At 71.5% G+C, this 20,986-nt stretch carries 23 protein-coding genes; 14 read left to right on the top strand and 9 right to left on the bottom strand.

All coding sequences use genetic code 11. The annotated features are described in order from the left end of the window. Window positions 1-60: 60 nt before the first annotated feature. From AB0N03_RS45645 to AB0N03_RS45630, 4 genes are all read right to left on the bottom strand, one after another. Window positions 61-1,242 carry a PQQ-dependent sugar dehydrogenase gene (locus tag AB0N03_RS45645; protein WP_364386570.1) on the bottom strand — a complete coding sequence of 394 codons (1,182 nt, stop codon included), beginning with the start codon at window positions 1,240-1,242 and terminating at the stop codon, window positions 61-63. A gap of 16 nt (window positions 1,243-1,258) precedes the next feature. Beyond that, entirely contained in the window at window positions 1,259-2,104 is an 846-nt protein-coding gene (locus tag AB0N03_RS45640; protein WP_364386568.1) for an alpha/beta fold hydrolase, read from the bottom strand. A gap of 46 nt (window positions 2,105-2,150) precedes the next feature. Next, entirely contained in the window at window positions 2,151-2,807 is a 657-nt protein-coding gene (locus tag AB0N03_RS45635) for a response regulator transcription factor (RefSeq protein WP_364386566.1), read from the bottom strand. Between the two features lie 202 nt (window positions 2,808-3,009). Next, window positions 3,010-4,134, bottom strand: a complete 1,125-nt coding sequence (locus AB0N03_RS45630) for a histidine kinase (protein WP_364386564.1) — start codon at window positions 4,132-4,134, stop codon at window positions 3,010-3,012. A gap of 132 nt (window positions 4,135-4,266) precedes the next feature. On the opposite strand from AB0N03_RS45630, the gene AB0N03_RS45625 reads away from it, so the two are divergent. Further along, window positions 4,267-4,863, top strand: coding sequence for a methyltransferase domain-containing protein (locus tag AB0N03_RS45625; RefSeq protein ID WP_364386562.1), 597 nt, complete (start codon window positions 4,267-4,269; stop codon window positions 4,861-4,863). After that, window positions 4,835-5,338: a DedA family protein gene (locus tag AB0N03_RS45620; RefSeq protein WP_364386560.1), complete on the top strand. Its 504-nt coding sequence runs from the start codon at window positions 4,835-4,837 to the stop codon at window positions 5,336-5,338. Before AB0N03_RS45625 ends, AB0N03_RS45620 begins: the two co-directional genes overlap by 29 nt. On the opposite strand, the gene AB0N03_RS45615 is transcribed toward AB0N03_RS45620, so the two are convergent. Beyond that, the gene (locus AB0N03_RS45615) at window positions 5,314-6,087 is read right to left on the bottom strand and encodes a helix-turn-helix transcriptional regulator (protein ID WP_364386558.1); all 774 of its coding nucleotides are present in this window, start codon (window positions 6,085-6,087) and stop codon (window positions 5,314-5,316) included. The genes AB0N03_RS45620 and AB0N03_RS45615 overlap by 25 nt on opposite strands. 75 nt (window positions 6,088-6,162) lie before the next feature. Here AB0N03_RS45615 and AB0N03_RS45610 point away from each other — a divergent pair, with 75 nt between their 5' ends. From AB0N03_RS45610 to AB0N03_RS45595, 4 genes are all read left to right on the top strand, one after another. Continuing rightward, window positions 6,163-7,080, top strand: coding sequence for an LLM class flavin-dependent oxidoreductase (locus tag AB0N03_RS45610; RefSeq protein WP_364386556.1), 918 nt, complete (start codon window positions 6,163-6,165; stop codon window positions 7,078-7,080). 378 nt (window positions 7,081-7,458) lie between these two features. Continuing rightward, complete coding sequence (gene mfd / locus AB0N03_RS45605) at window positions 7,459-11,013, top strand: transcription-repair coupling factor (RefSeq protein ID WP_364386624.1); 3,555 nt, start codon at window positions 7,459-7,461, stop codon at window positions 11,011-11,013. A 202-nt stretch (window positions 11,014-11,215) separates the two neighbouring features. Continuing rightward, window positions 11,216-11,614 carry a DUF5753 domain-containing protein gene (locus AB0N03_RS45600; RefSeq protein WP_364386554.1) on the top strand — a complete coding sequence of 133 codons (399 nt, stop codon included), beginning with the start codon at window positions 11,216-11,218 and terminating at the stop codon, window positions 11,612-11,614. A gap of 15 nt (window positions 11,615-11,629) precedes the next feature. Then, complete coding sequence (locus AB0N03_RS45595; protein WP_364386552.1) at window positions 11,630-11,794, top strand: DUF397 domain-containing protein; 165 nt, start codon at window positions 11,630-11,632, stop codon at window positions 11,792-11,794. On the opposite strand, the gene AB0N03_RS45590 is transcribed toward AB0N03_RS45595, so the two are convergent. Next, entirely contained in the window at window positions 11,778-12,185 is a 408-nt protein-coding gene (locus tag AB0N03_RS45590) for a hypothetical protein (protein WP_364386550.1), read from the bottom strand. The two genes, AB0N03_RS45595 and AB0N03_RS45590, sit on opposite strands and share 17 nt — an antisense overlap. Before the next feature lie 86 nt (window positions 12,186-12,271). On the opposite strand from AB0N03_RS45590, the gene AB0N03_RS45585 reads away from it, so the two are divergent. The 7 genes from AB0N03_RS45585 to AB0N03_RS45555 are packed head-to-tail and all read left to right on the top strand — an operon-like array spanning window position 12,272 to window position 18,419. Beyond that, complete coding sequence (locus AB0N03_RS45585) at window positions 12,272-13,327, top strand: hypothetical protein (protein ID WP_364386548.1); 1,056 nt, start codon at window positions 12,272-12,274, stop codon at window positions 13,325-13,327. Further along, complete coding sequence (locus tag AB0N03_RS45580) at window positions 13,324-14,256, top strand: MazG family protein (RefSeq protein ID WP_364386546.1); 933 nt, start codon at window positions 13,324-13,326, stop codon at window positions 14,254-14,256. The genes AB0N03_RS45585 and AB0N03_RS45580 overlap by 4 nt, the downstream gene beginning before the upstream one ends. Window positions 14,257-14,310: 54 nt before the next feature. Further along, window positions 14,311-14,868, top strand: a complete 558-nt coding sequence (locus AB0N03_RS45575; protein WP_364386544.1) for a sigma-70 family RNA polymerase sigma factor — start codon at window positions 14,311-14,313, stop codon at window positions 14,866-14,868. After that, entirely contained in the window at window positions 14,865-15,686 is an 822-nt protein-coding gene (locus tag AB0N03_RS45570) for a zf-HC2 domain-containing protein (protein WP_364386542.1), read from the top strand. The genes AB0N03_RS45575 and AB0N03_RS45570 overlap by 4 nt, the downstream gene beginning before the upstream one ends. 11 nt (window positions 15,687-15,697) lie before the next feature. Further along, complete coding sequence (locus AB0N03_RS45565; RefSeq protein ID WP_364386540.1) at window positions 15,698-16,501, top strand: ABC transporter ATP-binding protein; 804 nt, start codon at window positions 15,698-15,700, stop codon at window positions 16,499-16,501. Then, window positions 16,501-17,859 carry a hypothetical protein gene (locus AB0N03_RS45560; RefSeq protein ID WP_364386622.1) on the top strand — a complete coding sequence of 453 codons (1,359 nt, stop codon included), beginning with the start codon at window positions 16,501-16,503 and terminating at the stop codon, window positions 17,857-17,859. Before AB0N03_RS45565 ends, AB0N03_RS45560 begins: the two co-directional genes overlap by 1 nt. Further along, window positions 17,856-18,419, top strand: coding sequence for a hypothetical protein (locus AB0N03_RS45555; RefSeq protein WP_364386538.1), 564 nt, complete (start codon window positions 17,856-17,858; stop codon window positions 18,417-18,419). Before AB0N03_RS45560 ends, AB0N03_RS45555 begins: the two co-directional genes overlap by 4 nt. Window positions 18,420-18,519: 100 nt before the next feature. On the opposite strand, the gene AB0N03_RS45550 is transcribed toward AB0N03_RS45555, so the two are convergent. From AB0N03_RS45550 to AB0N03_RS45540, 3 genes are read right to left on the bottom strand one after another with little or no spacing between them, the layout of a single operon-like run. Continuing rightward, window positions 18,520-18,930, bottom strand: coding sequence for a PPOX class F420-dependent oxidoreductase (locus AB0N03_RS45550; protein WP_364386536.1), 411 nt, complete (start codon window positions 18,928-18,930; stop codon window positions 18,520-18,522). A gap of 34 nt (window positions 18,931-18,964) precedes the next feature. After that, window positions 18,965-20,032 (bottom strand): SGNH/GDSL hydrolase family protein, encoded by a 1,068-nt coding sequence (locus AB0N03_RS45545; RefSeq protein ID WP_364386620.1) that lies wholly within the window; start codon window positions 20,030-20,032, stop codon window positions 18,965-18,967. Beyond that, window positions 20,029-20,598 carry a WHG domain-containing protein gene (locus tag AB0N03_RS45540; RefSeq protein WP_364386618.1) on the bottom strand — a complete coding sequence of 190 codons (570 nt, stop codon included), beginning with the start codon at window positions 20,596-20,598 and terminating at the stop codon, window positions 20,029-20,031. The genes AB0N03_RS45545 and AB0N03_RS45540 overlap by 4 nt, the downstream gene beginning before the upstream one ends. Before the next feature lie 84 nt (window positions 20,599-20,682). Here AB0N03_RS45540 and AB0N03_RS45535 point away from each other — a divergent pair, with 84 nt between their 5' ends. Beyond that, the gene (locus AB0N03_RS45535) at window positions 20,683-20,895 is read left to right on the top strand and encodes a KTSC domain-containing protein (RefSeq protein WP_364386534.1); all 213 of its coding nucleotides are present in this window, start codon (window positions 20,683-20,685) and stop codon (window positions 20,893-20,895) included. Window positions 20,896-20,986: the final 91 nt, after the last annotated feature.

The following is a 20,986-nucleotide window of genomic DNA, read 5'->3' as shown; positions in this document are numbered from 1 at the left end:
CGCGATCCGCCGCCCCGGCGGAAGTGTCCACGGCACTCCGCGGCCGTGCTTTTCTCATGATCAGGCCGGCGTGACCTTCAGGAGCTTGTCGTCGGTTCCGTCCGAAGTCGTCACGTACAGTGCGCCGTCCGGGCCGCTCCGCACGGCCCGCAGCCGGCCGAACTTGTCGTCGAACTCCGGCGGGAGCGAGACGTCCAGGACCTTGCCCGCCGCGTCCAAGTGGTACAGCAGCAGCTTCTGGCCCTTCAACGCCACCACGACCAGCGCGCCGTCGTTCAGGCCCCACTGCGCGCCCGTCAGGAACGCGTCGCCGCTGATCGCCTCGGTGATCTTGCCGGACGTCCACAATGGACTCACCGCGTCCGGGAACCGCTTGAGGTCGGTCATCGGCACGCTCTCGTCGTAGCTGGAGTCGGTGCCGCCCTTCGACGGGTCCCAGCCGTAGTTCGCGCCCGGCTTCAGCAGGTTGACCTCGTCGTCGAAGGTCGGCCCGTGCTCGGCCGTGATCACCTGACCGCTGCCCGGCCGGATCGCCACGCCTTGGACGTTGCGGTGGCCGAAGGTGTAGATCAGCCGCTCGTGCGCGTTCGCCGAAGTGATGAACGGGTTGTCCGGCAACGGGTTCCCGGTCTTCGCGTCCAGCCGCAGCACCTTGCCGCCCAGGGAGTGACGGTCCTGCGCGATCGTCGAGCGCGCTGTGTCGCCGGTGCCGACCAGCAGCGCGCCGTCCGGCGCGAACGTGGGGCGGCAGCCGGAGTGCCGGCCGCTCGGGTTCACCGGCAGGCCGGTCAGCAGGTTCTTGACCCGGGTCGCGCTCCCGCCGTCCTCGGCCAGCTTCCACGTGACCAGCCGGATGTCGACGGCCTTGCCGCCCTCCTGGTGGTCCTGGCACGTGATGAACTCGCGGCTGGTCGCGAAGTCGGGGCTGATCGCCATGCCGAGCAGCCCGCCTTCGCCCTGCACGAGGACGTCGGTGAAGTCGGCCTGGACGTCGGTGGCGCGCCCACCGCGGACCAGCGCGAGCTTGCCGGGCCGCTGCGGGACGAGGATGCCGCCGTCGGGCAGGAAGCCGATGTCCCAGCCGTGCTCGAGCCCGGCGGTCACCGTCTCGACCTTGAACTTCCCGGTCGACGCCGCCGGCGTGGACGCGGGCGGGACGCTCTGGACGGGCGCGCTCGACGCCCCCGAGCAGCCCGCGACCAGCAGGGACACCGCACCGATGAGACCCAGCACACGCCGCATACGGCTCATCCTGCCATCAAGCGGTGAAATCGCCGTTCGTCGCGACCTCCTTCAGGAACTCCAGGTCGTCCGAGCCGGGGAGGTAGTGCCCGGTGCCCGGCACTAGGTCCACCACGGCGCCCGCCGCTTCGAGCCGCCGCTTGGTCGTCGCGGAGTCGACCATGGCGTCCTCCGCCCCGGCGACGGCGTACACCGGCATGGTCACCCGCGCCAGAGCTGCGTCGCCGAAGACCGGGAACGGGCCGGTCCGGTACCGGTAGTTCGCCGACACGAGCAGCTGCTGCTCGACGATCGGCGACGTCGCCGGCTCGCCCACCGCGCCGGCCACGGACTTCCGCCGCCCCTTCTCCCCGAGCAAAGCCAGGAACACCGCCTTGACGACGAACCCCTTCTTCATCGGGCCGAGGCCGATCGGGCACCGCAGCGCCAGCGCGGCGACGCGCCCGGGCCGCCGGATCGCGTAGTCGAGCGCGAGCCAGCCGCCGAACGACGACGTCAGGAAGGCCGCCCGGGGGACGCCGAAGTGGTCCAGCACCGCGTCCAGCCAGTGCGCGTACCGGTCGCCGTCGAGCGGCGGCCGCGTCTCGGCGCTCATCCCCGGCTCGCCGATGATGTCGACCGCGTACACCCGGAACCGCTCCACCAGCGACGGGATCCGGTGCGCCCACTCCGCCGAGTTGCTGCCGGAGCCGTGCAGCAGCACGAGTGGTGGCGCGCTCTCCGGGCCGGAGACCAGGACGAACGTCTCGCCCTCGGGGGTCGGCACGCGCACCTCGTCGCGCGGGACGGGCCAGCTCTCCAGCGCTTCGAGATAGCGCTCGCGGAGGAGGCGAGCCCCGGCTGCGGACTTGTATATCGTCATGCAAAGTACTCTATCCTTCCCTATCAACTGGATAAATGAGGAGTGATCACGCCCCTGGACGTACCAGCCCGGACTCGTAGGCGAAGACAACCGCGTGCACCCGGTCGCGCAGCCGCAGCTTGCCGAGGATCCGCCCGACGTGCGTCTTCACCGTCGTCTCGCCGATGTACAGCTTCGCCGCGATCTCGCCGTTGGAGTGCCCGCGCGCGATGAGCCCCAGAACGTCCTTCTCGCGCTCGGTCAGCACGTCGAGCTTCGCGACGTCCACGGGATCGCGGTCGTCGGCGAGGTAGCGGTCGAGCAGCCGCCGCGTGACCGACGGCGAGACCATCGAGTCGCCGCGCAGCACGCCGCGGATCGCCACGAGCATCTCTTCCGACGGCGCGTCCTTCACCAGGAACCCGCTGGCGCCCGCCCGCAACGCGGCGTACGCGTACTCGTCGAGATCGAACGTCGTGATGATCAGGACGCGCACGTCCGGCAGCTCGGCGCAGATCCGCCCGGTCGCGGTGACGCCGTCGAGCACCGGCATCCGGACGTCCATCAGCACCAGGTCCGGCCGTAGTTCGCGAGCCTTCGCGACGGCCTCCTCGCCATTCGCGGCTTCGGCGGCGACGACGAGGTCGTCCTGGCTCTCGACGATCATCCGCAGCCCGACGCGCACCAGCTCCTGGTCGTCGCAGAGCAGCACCCGGGTGGTCATGACCCGGCCTCCGGTCTCGGGCGGTGGTGGGGTTCGGCGTGCCGACGGCCGAGGTCCGGCGCGGGTCCGGCGTCCGCCCTTGACGTGGTGCGGGCCGGCTTGCGCGAGTGGGGTGTCCGGCGTCGGGCAGAGGTTCGGTCGTGGCTTGGCGACCGGGATCCGGTATCCGTCCGTGGCCTGGTGAGGGGCGGCATCCGGGGGCTCATGACCCGACCACCAGGCTCGCGCGCACCCGGTAGCCGCCGTTCGGCAACGGGCCGGTCGCCAGCTCGCCGTGGTACATCTCGACGCGCTGGCGCATTCCCGCCAGCCCGCGCCCGGACGACGGCAACGCGGGCGCCGGCGCGGGTGGGGCCTGCCCGCCGGTGTTCGTCACCTCGATCCGGACCACTTCCGGCTCGAACGCGACTTCGACGCGGCCGGTCGCGTCGGCCGGGGCGTGCTTGATCATGTTGGTCAGGGCCTCCTGGACGATCCGGTATGCCTGCAGCGCGGCGCTCGCGGTCAGGCCACCGGGATCGCCGGTGACCTCCAGCGCGACCGCGCGCCCGCACTGGTCGACCAGCTCGCGCAGCTCGTCGATGCTCGGCTGGGGACTGCGCGCCGCCTGGCCGGCGTGCAGGACTTCGAGGAGCCGCCGCAGCTCGGCGAGCGCGTCCCGGCCCGTGCGGCCGATCGTGTCGAGCGTGCGGTCGACGGCTTCGGGATCGCGGTGCCGGGCCAGCTTCGCGCCTTCGGCGTTCAGCACGATCACGCTCATGCTGTGCGCGAGGACGTCGTGGAGCTCGCGCGCGATGCGGGTGCGCTCCTCCGCGACGGCGGCGCGCGACTGGGCGTCGGCGCGCTTCTCCTCCTCCGCGGTGAGCTGGTCCTTGGTGCGGAAGAACTCCCCGAGCGCCCACGCCGCGATGTGCAGGGGGAGGACAGCGACGATCGTGAAGGTGGGGTTCTCGGTATAGGTGCCCCACAGAAAGCCCCACTGGACGTCGAGCACGGCGATCGCGAAGGCGATCGCCGCGGCGAACCGCCGGCGACCCAGCTTGACCAGGGTGAACAGCGCCACCGCCATCGCCAGTTCGGTGCGGCCGCGGTCGTACGCCCAGATCTCGTTGAAGTACACCGCCGCCGCGCCGGCGATGACCAGCACCGCGACCGTGCGCGGGAACCGGCGCCGGACCAGCAGGGGCAGCACGAACAGCATCGGGATCGCGCGGACCGCCCACGAGCCCGTGCCGACCCAGTTGGGCGCGAGGAAGAGGAACACGGTGTACAGCGGCAGGTCCACCGTCCACCGGTGCCCGCGTATCCACACGACGAGTCGTTCCACGCCACCGAACGTAATGCCGGGACCCCGTCCGGGTCGTCATCCCTTCGGTCCGACCGTGTCCTCCCTTGGGAGGACGAGCCCGGTCGATCCGGCGGATTCGCGGCCACCCCCGCCGTTCCTACCGTCGAAATCATGTCGATCACCAGCGAATTCCTCCGCCATCCGATGCTGACGGGCGCGATCGCGGCCAGCTCACCGAAGCTGGCCGCGACGATGACCGCGGGCCTCGGTCTGGAACGCGCGGCGCGCGTCGTCGAGCTCGGGCCGGGTACCGGTGTCTTCACCGAAGCGGTCCTCGCGCTGCTTCGCCCCGAAGCGCGGCTGACCGCTTACGAGATCAACCCGCGTTTCGCAGCCTCGGTCAGCGAACGCTTTCCGCAGGTCGATGTCGTCACGGGCTCGGCGGAGCACCTCGCCGCCGACCGCGTCGACGTCGTCGTCTCCGGACTGCCGTGGACGGCGATGACCGCGGACCGGCAGCGCCGCATCCTCGACGCGGTCACGGCGGCGCTGGCTCCGAACGGCCGGTTCACGACGTTCGCGTACGCCCACGCGGCCTGGACGCCACCCGCACGGCGCTTCGCGGCTTCGCTGCGCAGCCGCTTCGCCGTCGTGGAGCGCACTCCGGTCGTCTGGGGGAACTTGCCGCCTGCGTTCGTCTACCGCGCGGCGCTGCCGGTGGCGGTGGGGAGGACGAGCCATGGACAGCCTGTTGCGGCCACTGCTTGACGCGCCCCCGCCGGTCGTCTACCTCGTCTGCGCGGTGCTGATCACGGCGGAAACCGCGCTGCTACCCGGAATCGTGCTGCCGACGTTGTCGGCGTTGCTGCTGATGGGTTTCCTCGCCGAGCGGGGCACGCTCCACTTCGGACTCGCTTTGCCCGTGGCCGTTTCCGCCGCCGTCCTCGGCGATCAGCTCGCGTACCTCGAAGGACGGCACTGGGGGCCGAGGTTGCGCCGGACGCGGTTCGCCCGCCGCATCGGCCAGGACCGCTGGGACCGCGCCGAAGCGGCGGTCGCGCGCTACGGCGTCCCGGCGGTGATCGCGGGCCGCTGCCTGGCCGGCGTCCGGACGCTGGTCCCGCGCGTCGCGGGCTCGGCGGCGATGCCGTACCGCCGGTTCGCCTTGGGCAGCGTTTGCGCGGCCGTGCTGTGGGCGAGCGCGGAGCTGCTCGTCGGTCACCTGACGGCGCTGGTGCTCTGAAGACGTTCCGCGGTTTCGGCGTCCGCGGGCAGGAACGTCTCCAGCTTGAGTTCCGACACCGTGACGTCGGCGGCGGTCGCGAACGTCGTGATCGCCGTGATCAGCCGCAGCTCACCGGCCGAAGTGGACAGTCGCACGGGCACGGCGAAACCGAGGTGATCGGCGCTCGGCGGCCGTTCCGGCGGCAGGTACCCCGTCAGTTCGGCGAGCTGCGCGGCGAGCCGGTCGTCCGGGGTGCGCGCGAGGTCGTTGCGGAGGCGCTCGAGGATGTGGCGGGCCCAGTCGTCGAGGTTCCGCACGCGCGGCGCCATCCCGCGCGGGTGCAGCGCGAGCCGCAGCGTGTCGACCGGTTCTTCGAGGAGCTCCGGTGCGACACCCTCGACGAGCAGGGAAAACGCGTCGTTCTTCGCGACGAGCAGGCCGTAGCGGTCGACGACGATGGCGGGGTAGGGGCGGTGGCCGTCGAGCAGCCGCCGCAGCCCGTCGAGCACCGGCCGGATCGCCGGGTCGCCGAGTTTCGTTTCGGGGTACGTCGGCGCGTAGCCGGCGGCGTGGAGCAGGCCGTTGCGCTCGCGCAGCGGCAGTTCGAGGGACTCGGCGACGCGCAGCACCATGCCGCGGCCGGGCACCGAGCGTCCGCTTTCCATGAAGCTCACGTGCCGCTGCGTCGTCCCCGCGCGCAGGGCCAGGTCGAGCTGGCTGAGCCGCCGGCGGGTGCGCCAGTCCTTGAGCGCCGTTCCGAAGTCCACGGTCCCATCCTGCTCGGCCGCGCCATTCCCCGCCGGGAATTGAGGGCATTCCCCGCTTCGGCGACGCTTCCCGGCATGACGAAATTCGGCCTGGTCGTACCGACCTACCAGCCCATCCTCGACGCCGGCCGGACCGCGCCGGAACTGGTCGACGTCGCCGTCTCCGCCGAAGAGCTCGGCCTCGACTCGGTGTGGGTGGGCGACACCCTCGCGCGGGCTCCGCTGGACGCTTTCACCGTGCTGGGTGCTTTCGCCGCCCGGACCTCACGGGTGACATTGGGGACGTCCGCGCTGCTCCCGGCGTTGCGGGACCCGGTTCTTTCGGCGAACCAGCTGCTTTCGCTCGATCTGCTCAGCGGCGGCCGCCTCACGGTGGCGGTGGGCGCGGGGTTCGCCGGGCGGAGCGAGCCGGAGTTCGCGTTCGTGGGAGTGCCTTGGGCGCGCCGGCGAGCGCGGCTGGACGACATCGTGGGCCTGTGGCGGGCGGCGTGGAGCGGTCAGCCGTCGTTCCACGGCGAGGTGCTGCACTACGACTCGCTGCCGTCCTTTCCCGCGCCCGCGCGCGTGGGCGGCCCGCCGGTGTGGCTGGCGGCGTTCACGCCGGGGGCGCTGGAGCGCGTCGGCCGGTTGTACGACGGCTGGCTGCCCTACCCGCCGGACCCGGCGGACTACGTGTCCGGGCTGGCCCGGATCCGCTCGTCGGCGGCACGCGCGGTGACGCCGGCGTTGTTCGCGACGGTCCTGGTGGAGGACGACGTGGACCGGGGACGTGCGCTGCTGGAGGAGTACTGCCGGCGCAATTACGGGATGCCCGCGGACTTCGTGCAGGGGATCCAGATGCAGGTGACGGGATCGGCCGCGGAGGTGGCTTCGCGGCTACGCGCGTACGAAGGCGCGGAGCACGTACTGCTGCGGATCGCGAGCACCGATCCGAAGGTGTTCGACGAGCAGTTGCCACGGGTCGCGGAGGTGGCGCAACTGCTCCGCTCTTGACAGCCTGCGGGCGCCCGAACGACGTGAATGACTCTTTCCTGTCGTCGGAGGCCAGGGCTCCGGCAAAGTCACGGCCGCGCGCGGAGTCGCGACGTTTGGCGGGGGTTGGCGACGTCATGAACGACTCTTTCCTGTCGTCCAGCGTCATGAACGACCCTTTCATGACGTCTGGTGGCCGAGCTCCGGCGAAGTCGTCACGTTCGGGTGCCCGTCGCCGGAAGACCGCCGAACCAGACCCGGCCACCGGCTTTGCCGGTGCCCCCTGTCGTCGGACGAGGTGAATGGGTCGTTCACGGCACCGGGCCCCGCTCGCGACCAGCCGTGATCGGAAACCTGTCGGGGGTGGCACGTAGGCTGGGACCCGTGACAAACGCTCCATTGTCCGGACTCCTCACCGCCATCCTGCCCGACCCGGCCCTGCGCGGCGTGGTCGAGCGCGCCGGTGCGCCGCTGCTCGAGCTGCAAGGCCCGATCGCCGCCCGGCAGCTCGTCGCCGCAGCCCTCGCCGCCGACGAGGGCGCGGCCAAGCCCGTCCTCGCCGTCACCGCCACCGGCCGCGAGGCCGACGAGCTGACCGCGTCGCTCGGCGCCCTGCTCGGCCGGGACAAAGTCGCCGATTTCCCCTCCTGGGAGACCCTTCCGCACGAGCGGCTCTCCCCGCGCGCCGACACCGTCGGCCGCCGCCTCGAGGTGCTGCACCGGCTGAAGGCCGGGGACGGCACCCTGCGCGTCGTCGTCGCCACCGTCCGCAGCCTCATCCAGCCCATGGCCCCCGGCCTCGGCTCGCTGAAGCCGATCGACCTGGTCGTCGGCGAGGAAGAGCCGTTCGAGGAACTGCTCGAACGGCTGGTCGAGCTGGCCTACAACCGCGTCGACATGGTCGAGAAGCGCGGCGAGTTCGCCGTCCGCGGCGGCATCCTCGACCTGTTCGGCCCGACGGCCCAGCACCCCGTCCGGGTGGAATTCTGGGGCGACGAGGTCAGCGAGATCCGCGCGTTCGCCGTCGCCGACCAGCGGTCGCTGCCCGGCGAGATCCCGCGCGTCACCGCGCCGCCGTGCCGCGAGCTGCTGCTCACGCCGCCGGTCAAGGAGAAGGCCGCGGAGCTGGCGAAGACGTACGAAGCGGACGCTCACCTGGCCGAGATGCTCACCAAGCTCGCCGACGGCATCCCGGTCGAGGGCATGGAAGCCCTCATCCCGGTGCTCTGCGATGGCGAGCTGGAGCTGCTCACCGACGCGATGCCGGCCGGCACCCACGTCCTGCTGACCGACCCCGAGAAGATTCGCGCGCGGGCCGCCGACCTCGTCCGCACCGGCCAGGAGTTCCTCGAAGCCTCCTGGACGACGGCCGCGGCGGGCGGCCAGGCCCCGATCGACCTCGGCGCGTCCGCCTACCGCGGGCTCGACGAGATCGCGTCCCACGCGCAGGACACCAAGCGCACCTGGTGGACGCTCACCCAGCTGACCAGCGAAGACCCGGACGTCTACCGCGTCTCGGTCGAGGCCGCGCCCGCCTACCGCGGTGAGATCGAACGCGCGATGACGGACCTGCGTGCGCACACCGCCGCGGGGGGCACGGCGGTGCTCGTCGTCGCCGGTCACGGCACCGCGGCCCGCGCCGTCGAGCAGCTGTCGTCCGCCGACGTCCCGGCGACCCAGGCCGGCGACGGCTTGAAGGGCGTCCCGGCACCAGGCATGGTTACGGTGACCTGCGGCGGCCTCACCGACGGTTTCGTTTCGCCGGAGCGCGCCCTCGTCGTGCTGTCGGAAGCGGACCTCACCGGCCGCGGCGCCGGCGCCGGAACGTCCACAAAGGACCTCACGACCAAGATGCCGTCCCGGCGGCGCAACGCCGTCGACCCGCTGGCGCTGAAGAACGGCGACTACGTCGTCCACGAGCAGCACGGCATCGGCCGGTTCATCGAAATGGTGCAGCGCACGGTCGCCGGCGCGACCCGCGAATACCTGCTGCTGGAGTACGGGTCGTCCAAGCGCGGGCACCCCGGCGACCGGCTGTTCGTGCCGACCGACCAGCTCGACGAAGTGTCCAAGTACGTCGGCGGCGAACTGCCCACGCTCAACAAGCTCGGCGGCTCCGACTGGAAGAACACCAAGGCCCGGGCCAAGAAGGCGGTCAAGGAAATCGCCGCCGAGCTGGTCCAGCTCTACGCCGCGCGTCAGGCCGCGCCCGGGCACGCGTTCGGCCCGGACACGCCGTGGCAGGGCGAGCTGGAAGACGCCTTCCCGTTCACCGAGACCAACGACCAGCTCGCCGCGATCGACGAGGTCAAGTCGGACATGCAACGCGGCGTCCCGATGGACCGCGTCATCTGCGGCGACGTCGGCTACGGCAAGACCGAGATCGCCGTGCGCGCGGCGTTCAAGGCGGTCCAGGACGGCAAGCAGGTCGCCGTGCTCGTCCCGACCACGCTGCTCGCGCAGCAGCACCTCAACACCTTCACCGAGCGCATGCAGTCGTTCCCGGTGAAGATCCGCGGCCTGTCGCGGTTCTCCGCCAAGAGCGAGACCGACGCGACCCTGGAGCAGCTGGCCAGCGGCGAGATCGACATCGTCATCGGCACGCACCGCCTGCTGCAGACCGGCGTCCGCTGGAAGGACCTCGGTCTCGTGATCGTCGACGAGGAGCAGCGCTTCGGCGTCGAGCACAAGGAACACATCAAGGCGCTGCGCACGCACGTCGACGTGCTGACGATGTCCGCGACCCCGATCCCGAGGACGCTGGAGATGTCGCTGGCCGGCATCCGCGAGATGTCGACGATCCTGACGCCCCCGGAAGACCGGCACCCGATCCTGACGTATGTCGGCTCGTACGACGACAAGCAGGTCGGCGCGGCAATCCGCCGTGAACTGCTGCGCGACGGCCAGGTGTTCTACGTCCACAACCGCGTCTCGTCGATCGAGAAGGCCGCGCGGCACATCCGCGAGCTGGTGCCGGAGGCGCGCGTCGTCACCGCGCACGGGCAGATGAACGAGGACAAGCTCGAAAAGATCATCCAGGGCTTCTGGGAGAACGAGTACGACGTCCTGGTGTGCACCACGATCGTCGAGACCGGTCTCGACATCTCGAACGCGAACACGTTGCTGGTCGAGCGCGGTGACCTGCTCGGGCTGGCCCAGCTGCACCAGCTGCGCGGCCGCGTCGGACGAGGGCGCGAGCGCGGGTACGCGTACTTCCTGTACCCGCCGGAGGCACCGCTGACGGAGACCGCGCACGACCGGCTGGCGACGATCGCCCAGAACACCGAGCTCGGCGCGGGCATGGCGGTCGCGATGAAGGACCTGGAGATCCGCGGCGCGGGCAACATCCTCGGGGCGGAGCAGTCCGGGCACATCGCGGGCGTCGGGTTCGACCTGTACGTGCGGCTGGTCGGTGAAGCGGTCGACGCGTTCCGCCGGCACGCGGGCGCCGACCCGGCGGAGGACGAGGAGATGGCCGACGTCCGCGTCGACCTCCCGATCGACGCCCACATCCCGCACGACTACGTGCCGGGGGAGCGCCTGCGGCTGGAGGCGTACCGCAAGATCGCGGCGGCGCCGGACACCGAGGGCCTGGAAGCGGTCCGCGAAGAGCTGATCGACCGCTACGGCCGGCCGCCGGCGCCGGTCAACCGGTTGCTGGCGGTGGCGCGGTTCCGGCACACGTGCCGCGAGGCGGGCGTGACGGAGGTGGCGGTCCAGGGCACGACGGTCCGCTTCGCGCCGCTGCCGTTGCAGGATTCGCAGATGGTGCGGTTGAAGCGGCTGTACCCGAAGGCGGTCTTCAAGGCCGTGACGAACACAGTGTCGGTGCCCAAGCCGACCGAGGGGCCGGCGGGCGGCCGGATCGGCGCGCCGACGCTGCGGGACGAAGAGCTGCTGGGCTGGTGCACGAAGCTGCTGACCCAGCTGACGAAGAAGCCCGCGACTGTCTGAGACCACGGTGTAAAGCGGGGCGGACACCCGGCGCCACTTCGGGGGAACTCTCGTTGTGGCGTCGGGGTTTCCGAGGCTGGTGCTCTTAGGTTCGCCCTATGAACATCCGTAGCAGGCAGCTCGGTGAACGGCTGCTCCAGCGCATGGCGGAGAAGGACTGGGGCGTCCGGGAGATGTCCCGGAAGCTGGAGATGAGCGCGCAATGGGTCTCGTCGGTGACGCGGGGACTGCATCGGCCGGACCCGGTGCACCTGGCGCGGTTCTTGACGACGCTGGAGATTTCGTTCTCCGGCTGCCGATCGGGCGCGGGGCACCCGAGGTCATGCGCGGCCAACTGGGGCATCTGGTGCGGCTGGCCGACCGGAACGACGTTTCGATCCGGGTGGTGCCAGCGAACCGCGGTGGACATCCCGCGCTGGCCGGGCACTTCCAGCTGATCGAGTCGAAGGACTTCACTCCGGTGATCTACATCGACAGCGAGAATTCCTCGCTGTTCCTGGAGGAAGCCGCCGATGTCGTCGCCTACCGGCGAGTGCTTGCCGGGATGGATCGGATCGCGCTCGATCGGGCAGAATCCAAGAGGTTCATCGCCGACCTCTAGATAGGAGCGCGAACGATGCCGACCTGGCGTAAGAGCAGCTACAGCACCAATGGCGGAGAGTGTGTCGAGATCGCCCTCGACCGCCCGGAAGTCCTGGTCCGGGACACCAAAGACCGCGAAGGCGGCACTCTCACCGTCTCCGCGACGCCTTGGCGCGAGCTGCTCAGCCGACTTCGCTGAACATCGGCGGCCGAGCCTCCGCCAACCCCATCTTCACCGACTCCACCGGCACCGGAACCGCTCCGGCCCCGGCCATCGGCAACGGCCGGGGCTTGCGCGGCATCCGCGATCCCGCACCCCCACCACGCCCCGAGTACACGAGCAACCCCCGCGTCGGATCCGGTACCGCGTCCAACGCCGCCGTCACGACCGGCAGCGCCCGGAACGCGTCGCGGCTTTCCTCCGACTTGAACTCGATCTCCAACACCACGCCCCAGCGGTGTTCGTGCCACACCCACTGTTCCGCGCCGTTCGTCAATGCTGCTTCGGTGAGTGCGTCACCGCGGGCGAGCCGCCACAAGGAAGCCGTGGACTCGCCATCGAAGACCTCGATGGTCAGCCAGTGGTCCATGTCGTCGAGGTTACGCCCGGCGACACCGCACGGGTGTTGCGTTTCGGGTGCGATGGTGTGAGAGGGTATGGCCTGTGATGCGGATCATGGGGCGCCCTCGCGCGCTGGTCGCGGTTGTTGCCGGTGCTCTTCTGCTCGCCGGGTGCGGCTCGGGCCCCAGCCAGGTCGGCAGCGCCGTCCTGGTCGGCGACCGCTCGGTCTCCATCGACCAGGTGCAGGCCCTCATCGACAAGGCCGTCCGCGAGCAGCCGTACGCGCAGAAGCTCGCCGGTGCGCACAAGCTCGAGGAGCTCGGTCGCGCGGCCGTAAGCCAGCTCGCCCTGCACGAGATGCTCGCCGCGGCCGCGGAAAAGCAGGGCATCACGCCCAACTACGGGCGGATCGAGGCCCAGCTGGCCAAGGACCCCCTCAACGGAACGGTGCCCGCGAACTCGGCCGACGAGACCCAGGCGATCAGCGAGGTCGTCACCCGCAGCCGTGATCACCGCGAGGCGCTGACCGACACCTACCTCGCCCAGGCGCTGGCCGAGAAGGCTGTCCCGAACCTGTCGGTCACCTTCGACTACACGTCCATCGGTTCGATGCCGGATTCCGCCACCGGCGAAACGCCCAAGGGGCCCGAAGCGAAGAAGGCGGCCTTCGACCTCGCCCGGCAGTTCGCCGCCGATCCGGCGGCCGCGGCCAAGCGCATCGGCGCCGACGCCCAGTACGAGGCTTCGTTGCGGCAGCAGGCGGCCCAGCAGGGCCAGAACACCGACTCGATCCCGCCGCTCACCGGCGTCGGCGAGGCCGTGCCCGCGTCGCAGGCCGGGGTGCTCGCCGCCGGCCCGCTCTTCGGCTCGCCGGTCGGCGCCGTCACGGTCTTCCCGTACCCGAACCGCGAAGGCACCTGGTTCGTCGCGGTGGTCCGCCAGCGCGTGGACGACAAGCCCGTCGCCACCGAGCAGGCGCCCGCCCTCGACGACGCCACGAAGACCGCCATCGGCATGCGGCAGCTGCAACCGCTGTTCGACCGGCTCGACGTGCGGATCAACAAGCGGTACGGCGTGTGGGACGTGGTGGGCATGAACGTCCTCCCGAACCTGGACGCCGCCCAGGGCCTCGTGCTGCCCGCGGGTGGTTCCGGCCGCGCGCAGCAGTGAGCACCGGCGTCGTCGTAGTCGTCCGCGGGGCGACGCTGCCCGCCGCGGCGCTGAAGATCCTGCGCGACGCCCGCGCGGTGTACGCGGCGACGGACCTCGACGCGAGCGTGTTCGGCGTCCCGGCCATCACCGAGGCGCCCTCGCTGAAGGACGTCGTGCTGCTCGCCGGGTCCCGGGACGAGCCCGCGGCGTCGCTGCTCATCGCGACCGGCGCGGAGGTCATCGAGACGCCGGCGCCGCCGCTGGTCGAGGCCGCCGAGGTGATGGACCGGCTCCGCTCGCCGGGCGGCTGCCCGTGGGACGCGGCCCAGACGCACGCATCGCTGCGGCAGTACCTGGTCGAGGAGACCTACGAACTGCTCGACGCCATCGAGTCGGGCGATCGCGAAGCGCTCCGCGAAGAGCTCGGTGACGTCCTGCTCCAGGTGCTCTTCCACGCGCGGGTCGCGGCCGAGGACGCCGACGACCCGTTCGGCATCGACGACGTCGCCGCCACGCTCGTCGCGAAGCTGGTCGGCCGGCACCCGCACGTGTTCGCCGACGCCGGCCCGGTGCGCACCGTCGAGCACCAGAACCTCAAGTGGGAAGAGCTGAAGCAGCAGGAGAAGCAGCGCATGTCCATTGTGGACGGCGTGGCGCTCGGCCAGCCCGCGGTGGCGCTGGCCGGCAAGCTCGGGCAGCGTTCCGGGCGCGCGGGCATCCCGCTCGATCTCTTCCCGGCCGGCTCCGCCGCCGCCGCGCAGCTGTTCCGCATCGCGGCGACGGCGCGGCGCGCGGGCGTCGACCCCGAGGGCGAGCTGCGGGCCCTGGCGAAGCAGTTCGCGAACGACGTCCGGGCCGCCGAGCAGGCCGCACGGGACGCGGGGCTGGAGCCGACGACCCTGGAGGCCGACGGCTGGCGGAAGTTCTGGCCCACCCCCTCGGTGTGACGCAGCACACAATCGAGTGAGAACCGTTTCCGGTCATCCGGCGTCTTGCCTGGTGTGAGGAAGCTGCCACTGGAGGACGCCGACGAGGAGCACCTCGTCCGCCGCACGGCCAAGGGCGACCGTGCGGCGTTCGAGGAGCTCTACCGCCGCACGTCGCCCTGGCTCGCCGTGCGCCTGCGCCGGCGGTGCGCCGACGAGCAGGTCGTCGCCGAAGTCATGCAGGAGACGTACCTGGCCGTGTGGCGCGCGGCGGGCTCGTTCGTGGGGGCCACGACCGGCGGCACCGCGGTCGGCTGGCTGTGGACGATCGCCGCGCGCCGCCTCGTCGACGCGTTCCGGCGCCGGGCCCACCACGCGCAACCGCCGGTGGAGGTGGCCCTCGACGTCGCGCCCGTGCCGGCGGCGGAGGACGTGGCCTTGGCCGCGACGATCGGTGACGAGGTCGGTGACGCACTGCGCGACCTGGCTCCCGAACTGCGGGCGGTGCTGCAGGCGATGGTGCTCGACGGGCTGACCGTCCGGGAGACCGCCGTCCTGCTCGGACTGCCGGAAGGAACCGTCAAGACCCGCGCTCGCCGGGCGCGGTTCGCGATGAAGGAGGCCCTGTCATGACCCATGCGTCGGACGATCTCATCGCCGAGTACGTGGCGGGCTACCACCTCCCGGCCGACCGGCTGTGGGGTCTCGAAGCGCACCTGGAGACGTGCCGGGTGTGCCGGGCGCGACTGGCGGACGTGGCGCCCGTCCAGCCGGTGGTGGACGTCGTCTGGAACCGGCTCGGCGCGGAAATCGAGCTGTCGGGGGTTCCGTTCCACGGGCCGCCACCGCCCAAGCCGGTTCCCTACCGGAGCCGGCAGCGGTGGCTCGACACGTGGGTCACCCCGGTGATGCTGCCGTGGCTGGGGATGATCGTGCTGGTCACGCTGCTCGCGGTGGCGTTCGACCAGATCGGGCACGCGGTGCTGCAGGTGACGGCGGTGCAGCTCTTCGCGCCGGTGCTGCCGGTGCTCGGCGTCGCCGCGTCGTGGGCGCGAGGGCTGGATCCGGCGTACGAAGTCGTCGTCGCGACGCCGCGGGCCGGGCTGTACCTGATCGCGCGGCGGACGCTGGCCGTGCTCCTCGTCGTCCTGCCGGTGCTCGGGGTCGCCGGGTGGCTGACCGGCACGGCGCCGGCGCTCTGGCTGCTGCCGAGCCTGGCCTTCACCACGGGGACGCTGGCGCTGGGCGGGCTGATCGGCGTCACCCGGGCGGCGTACGCGCTGGTCGCGGTGTGGGTGGCGGGACTGGTGCTGCCCACCGTGGCGGCCCACCAGCAAACGTTTGCGCTCAGCACCGGCGCGTGGCCGGTGTGGGCGGGGATCTTCGCGCTGACGACGGTGGTGGTCGCCCTGCACAAGGGCGCGTTCACCCGGCTCGGCGCGCGCAACTAGGGAGGACGAACATGCGTGCTGTCGGGGCCGCCGAGGTCGCGCCGACGACCTACGCCTGGGAGATCCAGGCCGAGGGTCTGAAGGTGCGGGTCGGCCGGCGGAAAATGGCCGTGGACGGGCTGGACCTGTCGCTCGGCAAGGGGGTGCACGGCTTGCTCGGGCCCAACGGCGCGGGCAAGACGACGCTGATCCGGGCGCTGGCGACGGTGCTCCGGCCGGCGGAAGGCCGGCTGTCGCTGCTCGGTGCGCCGGCCGGGGGGAACACCGGGCAGCGCGGCCTGCGCCGGCGGATCGGCTACCTGCCGCAGAACTTCGGGTTCTACAAGCGGTTCACCGTCCGGGAGTTCGTCGAGTACATCGCGTGGCTCAAGGAGGTGTCCAAAGAGGACATCCCCGGCGCGGTGCAGCGCGCGATCGAACGAGTGGGGCTCGCCGACCGCGCGGACGACCGGATGAAGACGCTGTCGGGCGGCATGGTCCGGCGGGTCGGGATCGCGCAGGCGATCGTCAACGACCCGGACATCCTGCTGCTGGACGAGCCGACCGCCGGGCTCGACCCGGCGCAGCGCGTGCGGTTCCGCGAGCTGGTGCAGGAGCTCGGCCGGGACTCGTGCGTGCTGATCTCGACGCACCTGGTCGAGGACGTGGGCACGGCGTGCTCCGACGTCGTCCTGTTCGACGAGGGCAAGCTGGTGTTCCAGGGCACGCCCGGCGAGCTGGCCGAGGCCGGCACCGCGGAGCACGTGGGCGACAGCCCGATCGAGCGTGGCTACTCGGCGCTGCTGAACCACGAGCCGGGCAAGGGGGCCTGGTGATGATCCTGCGCACCGAACTGCGGCGCTCGATCGCGCCCTGGGCCGGGCTGGCGCTGCTCGTGGTGGCGCTCGGTTTCCTGTTCCTGCTGTCGGGGCCGTGGTGGAAGGTCCCCGCGCCGTGGACGGGGAACACGACGACCACCGCGCTGTGGCTGCGGTTCCTGCTGGTGTTCCTGTGGCCGATCGTCGTCGGCGGCGGGGCGATCCAGGGCATGCGCGACAGCCGCTCGGGGATGGTCGAGCTGCTGGCCACGACGTCGCGGCCCGGCCGGCACCGGGCGATCAGGCTGGCGGGTGCGGTGGGGGCGCTGAGCGCGCTCGGGTTCCTGCTGGTGTTCGGCGTCGGCCTGGTGGAGGTGCTCGGCCACGGCGGGTTCGTGTCGGTGAGCTTCCTGCCGGTCATGGTCGTCGGCCTGCTCGCCGTCGTGGCGGGGAGCTGGGTCGGCCTGGCGGTGGGGCGGCTGCTGCCGCACCCGTTGACCGCGCCCGCGCTGGCCGTGCTGACGCTGCTGGTGTCGATCCTGGCGTGGTCGTCGCTCGAAGCGAACGCGCTGTCGGTGTCCTACAACCGGCTCGGGTTGCTGTCGCCGGCCCTCGGGCAGCCGCGGGGCGCGTTGGTGACCACGGCGACGTCGGTGGACCTCGGGCAGGTGGCGTGGTTCGCAGGGCTCGCGGCGACAGGTTTCCTGCTGCTGGCCGCGAGTTCCGTGCGGGCCCGGCTCGTCGCCCTGCTGCCGGTGGTGGCCGGGGCCGCGATCGCCCTGCCGGTCTTCCCGGCTTCCGCCGACGGGGTCCTTGCCCCCGACGGCCTCGCCACCGAGAAGCTCTGCGACGGGCCGATCTGCGTCAGCCGGGCGCACGAGGACAGGCTGGCCGCGTTGGCCGGGCCGGGCCGGGAAGCACTGGCCCTGCTGGCGAAGCTGCCCGGCGCGCCGACCCGGATCGAGGAGCAGGTCGCGCCGGTCTCCGTCTTCGACCCGCCCGCCCGCGATCCCGGCGTCGTCTACCTGGACTTCCAGGTCAACGACGTCTTGCTCACGGCGAACGCGGACGACCTGCGGCTCGCGGTGCTGTCCGGCACCGGGCTGCCCTCGTGCGACCACCCGTACGGCGGCAGCCTGGCCGACCTGGGCGCCCGGATGATCACGGCGGCGTACTTCACCGGTGAGCTGAAGCCGTTGCCCGAGTTCGCCGCGAGGTGGATCCTCCGCGAAGCCGGCCCGGTCGAGCAGGCGTGGGCGACGTTCCGCGCGCTGCCGGCGGACGTCCGGTTCTCACGGATCGTCGCGGTGCGCCAGGTGTTCCTGACCTGCCAGGGTGACCCGCTCGACACACTGGTGCCGGGGACCATGCGATGAGGTGGGCGACGCTCTACGCGCGTTCGCGGCAGGTCCCGGTGGCGTTCACGGCCCTGCTGCTGGTCACGGCGGCTCTGTGGTTCCTGGCGCGCGACTCGTGGTCGCCGTTGCCGGTCATGCTGACGTTGACGTCGGGCATCGCGGTGGCGGCGATCGGGCTCAGCGGCCAGGACCCGGACCTCGACCGCACGGCGGCGCTCCCGTGGCCGGTCCGCCGCTTCGCGCACCTGGCCCTGATCGGCCTGGCGGCCGGGGGCGCGGTGCTGGCGGTCCAGGAGCTGGGTGCGATGACTGTCGACTTGTCGATCATCCTGCGCGATGCGGCGGGGCTGCTGGGCCTGGCCGGCCTGGCGGCCACGCTCGCGGGCGGCCAGTTCGGCTGGACGCTTCCGCTGCTGTGGGCGGCCATAACGCCCTTCGTCCAGGACGACGGCTCGACGACGAGCCACATCGTGGCCTGGATGCTGCAGCCGGCGGGAACACCAGCGGCTACCTGGACAGCGCTGGTACTGGCCGTCGCGGGCACAGCGGCCTACACCGCCCGAGGCGGCCGCCGCTGACCCGGGCGACACAAGACAAGCGCGGGTGAGAGCCTTCCGGCTCGGCGAGGCCGCCACGGGAACCCCCAGCGTCCCGTGGTGGCCCCGGCCGGACCGGACCTCAGACGTCGCGGATGTTCGTCTCCAGCTCCAGCGGCTCCCGGTCCCAGTCCTCCACGCCGAACGCGAGGATCCGCGACGGGTGGATCCGGATCACGGCGTCGTCGAAGTGGTTGTCCGGGAGGTTCACCTCGGCCAGCGCCTCCGCGCGGCCGCGGATCTCCAGGCAGCGCACCCGCCACGGGTTCGTGGACGGCAGGTCGTCGACGACGAACGCGACGTGGTCGTCGGCTGCGAGGTTGCGGAACTTCTTGCTGCCGCGCAGGTTGTGGCCGGTGACGTCGATCGTCTTCTCGTCCGGGTTGTACCGGAAGCCGACCGGGTTGACCTGCAGGGTTCCGTTCGGCTGCCGGGTGGCGAGCCGGCCCAGCGGCTGGGCGTCGAGGTAGGCGAGCTCTGCTTCGGTGAACATGACGTCCAGCCTTCAACTTCAAGCGAGGTTGAAGTCAAGCGAACGGGCCGCCGAACGCCAGTTCCGTGAAGCGCGAGGCGATCCGGCGGTGCGCGGCCGCGTCCGGGTGCAGCTCGTCCGGCAGCGGGAACTCGGCGTGGTCGGCCGGCCCGTAAAGCGAAAGCCCGTCCAGGTAATGCAAGGCTGGGTCCTGCCGCTGCGCGACGATGCGCGTCAGCTCGTCCCGGATCACCTCGAGCGTCAGCTTGTCCGGGCCCGGTTCTCCGGTAGCCCGGAACCGCACGACCCCCGCCGCGAACGCCGCGTGGTCGAAGTCGCCGGGACCCGGCGTCCGCTCGTGGATCGGGCAGTACAACGGCGAGACGACCAGCAGCGGCACCGACGGGTGACCCTCGCGGATCGTGTCCAAGAACCCGTGCACGGCCGGGCCGAACGCGCGCAGGCGCATGAGGTCGGTGTTCACGATGTTGATGCCGAGCTTGACGCTGACGACGTCAGCCGGGGTGTCACGCAGTGCGCGAGCGGTAAAGGGATCCAGCAGCGCGTTGCCGCTGAAGCCCAGGTTGATCAGCTCGACCCCGGCGGACGTCGCGGCCAGCGCGGTCCACGTCGTCGAGGGGCTGAGCGCGTTCGAGCCCTGGCTGATCGAACTGCCGTGGTGCAGCCACACCCGGCCGGGCGGCGGAGCGGGGACGACCGGAGCGTCCGTCCGCAGGGCGACCAGTGTCGTGATTTCGTTGTGCGGCAACCAGATCTCGATGTCCTTGAGGTGCCCGGGCAGGCCGGGGAACCGCACACCGCCGGGCGCGGTCGCCTGGGCGGCGAGCTTGCCGTCCACGACCAGGTCGTACACGCCGTCCGGACGGGGCGGCGCGCCCGGATACTCCACTTTGGTCGCCAGCGTCTCCAGTTCGATGACGCCGGCCGTCGTGCGGAAGCGCAGGCGGACCCCGGCGGGCTGCGTGTCGGCCATCGCCAGCCGCGGATCCGTGTTCTGCGCCCGCGCGCGGGCGGGCAGCCGGTGCGCCACCAGGCCGCGGGGAGTGGGTTCGAGTTCGAGGGCGCCGCGCACCAGGTCGTCGGTCAGCGGGGTGGTGATCACAGTCGTGGCCAATCGCGGAGAAGGGAATCGAGGACGTCGAGGAGGCGGCGCCAGCTTTCCGGGGCCGCGGGCGGGCTGTGGTCGAAGCCGCCGTCGGTTTCGAGGGCGACGAACCCGCGGAAGAAGCTGCCGAGCAGCCGGACGGCGTGCGTCTGGTCCGGCCCGGACAGGTCGTAGCCGCGCAGGATCGCGCGCATCAGCTGCGCGTGCCGCACACCCGCGCTCGCCGCCGCGGTCTCCGGGTCGAGCCGCAGCTGTGCCGCCGCGAACCGGCCGGGGTGCTCGCGGGCGTAGTCGCGGTAGACGCCGGCGAACGCGACCAGCGCTTCCCGTCCGGCCCGGCCGGCCAGCGCGGCGGCGGCCCGGTCGGCGAGCTCGTCCAGCGCCAGCAGCGCGATCCTCGTCCGCAGGTCGTGCGCGTTCTTGACGTGCGAATACAGGCTCGCGACCTTGACGTCGAACCGCCGCGCCAGCTCCGACGGCGTCACGCGATCGAACCCGATCTCGTCGGCCAGCTCGGCGCCCGCGAGCACCACGCGTTCCGTGGTCAATCCCGCACGAACCATCATCATCATCACCACCTCCTCCGTGAACCTAAACCCAATGTAAATCTTCCTAACGGGTTTAGGCAAGGGGATATGATGGTGGTCATGCGCCGGCAAGCTGTCAGCTCCTCGACGATCGCGTCGATCGGCTATGACCGGGAGGAACACCTCCTGGAGATCGAGTTCGTGAACGAAAGCGTCTACCGCTACCGGCTGGTGCCGGAGTCCGTGCACCGCGAGCTGATGGCGTCCTCGAGCCACGGCCGGTTCTTCAACCGGAAGATCCGCGACGTGTACCCGACGGAACAGGTGGACTAGGGCCTGTATCGAAGTCGCCTCGAGCAGGTTGAGCTGGAGTTGGTGTTGCTGGGCGTGTCGGTGCTCGACATAGGTGAGGTCTCCGGTAGTT

Source organism: Amycolatopsis sp. NPDC051061 (assembly GCF_040682935.1).
GTDB lineage: Bacteria > Actinomycetota > Actinomycetes > Mycobacteriales > Pseudonocardiaceae > Amycolatopsis.
This window is presented reverse-complemented; position numbering and strand designations above follow the sequence as displayed.

Bases quoted from the DNA above. Each gene is read 5' to 3' on its own strand.
- AB0N03_RS45595 (WP_364386552.1), top strand. From the start codon at position 11,630: ATGCCGACCTGGCGTAAGAGCAGCTACAGCACCAATGGCGGAGAGTGT.
- AB0N03_RS45600 (WP_364386554.1), top strand. From the start codon at position 11,216: ATGGGTCTCGTCGGTGACGCGGGGACTGCATCGGCCGGACCCGGTGCA.
- AB0N03_RS45565 (WP_364386540.1), top strand. From the start codon at position 15,698: ATGCGTGCTGTCGGGGCCGCCGAGGTCGCGCCGACGACCTACGCCTGG.
- AB0N03_RS45590 (WP_364386550.1), bottom strand. From the start codon at position 12,185: ATGGACCACTGGCTGACCATCGAGGTCTTCGATGGCGAGTCCACGGCT.
- AB0N03_RS45570 (WP_364386542.1), top strand. From the start codon at position 14,865: ATGACCCATGCGTCGGACGATCTCATCGCCGAGTACGTGGCGGGCTAC.
- AB0N03_RS45610 (WP_364386556.1), top strand. From the start codon at position 6,163: ATGACGAAATTCGGCCTGGTCGTACCGACCTACCAGCCCATCCTCGAC.
- AB0N03_RS45635 (WP_364386566.1), bottom strand. From the start codon at position 2,807: ATGACCACCCGGGTGCTGCTCTGCGACGACCAGGAGCTGGTGCGCGTC.
- AB0N03_RS45535 (WP_364386534.1), top strand. From the start codon at position 20,683: ATGCGCCGGCAAGCTGTCAGCTCCTCGACGATCGCGTCGATCGGCTAT.
- AB0N03_RS45625 (WP_364386562.1), top strand. From the start codon at position 4,267: ATGTCGATCACCAGCGAATTCCTCCGCCATCCGATGCTGACGGGCGCG.
- AB0N03_RS45645 (WP_364386570.1), bottom strand. From the start codon at position 1,242: ATGCGGCGTGTGCTGGGTCTCATCGGTGCGGTGTCCCTGCTGGTCGCG.
- AB0N03_RS45620 (WP_364386560.1), top strand. From the start codon at position 4,835: ATGGACAGCCTGTTGCGGCCACTGCTTGACGCGCCCCCGCCGGTCGTC.
- AB0N03_RS45640 (WP_364386568.1), bottom strand. From the start codon at position 2,104: ATGACGATATACAAGTCCGCAGCCGGGGCTCGCCTCCTCCGCGAGCGC.
- AB0N03_RS45550 (WP_364386536.1), bottom strand. From the start codon at position 18,930: ATGTTCACCGAAGCAGAGCTCGCCTACCTCGACGCCCAGCCGCTGGGC.
- AB0N03_RS45555 (WP_364386538.1), top strand. From the start codon at position 17,856: ATGAGGTGGGCGACGCTCTACGCGCGTTCGCGGCAGGTCCCGGTGGCG.
- AB0N03_RS45540 (WP_364386618.1), bottom strand. From the start codon at position 20,598: ATGGTTCGTGCGGGATTGACCACGGAACGCGTGGTGCTCGCGGGCGCC.
- AB0N03_RS45585 (WP_364386548.1), top strand. From the start codon at position 12,272: ATGGGGCGCCCTCGCGCGCTGGTCGCGGTTGTTGCCGGTGCTCTTCTG.
- AB0N03_RS45560 (WP_364386622.1), top strand. From the start codon at position 16,501: ATGATCCTGCGCACCGAACTGCGGCGCTCGATCGCGCCCTGGGCCGGG.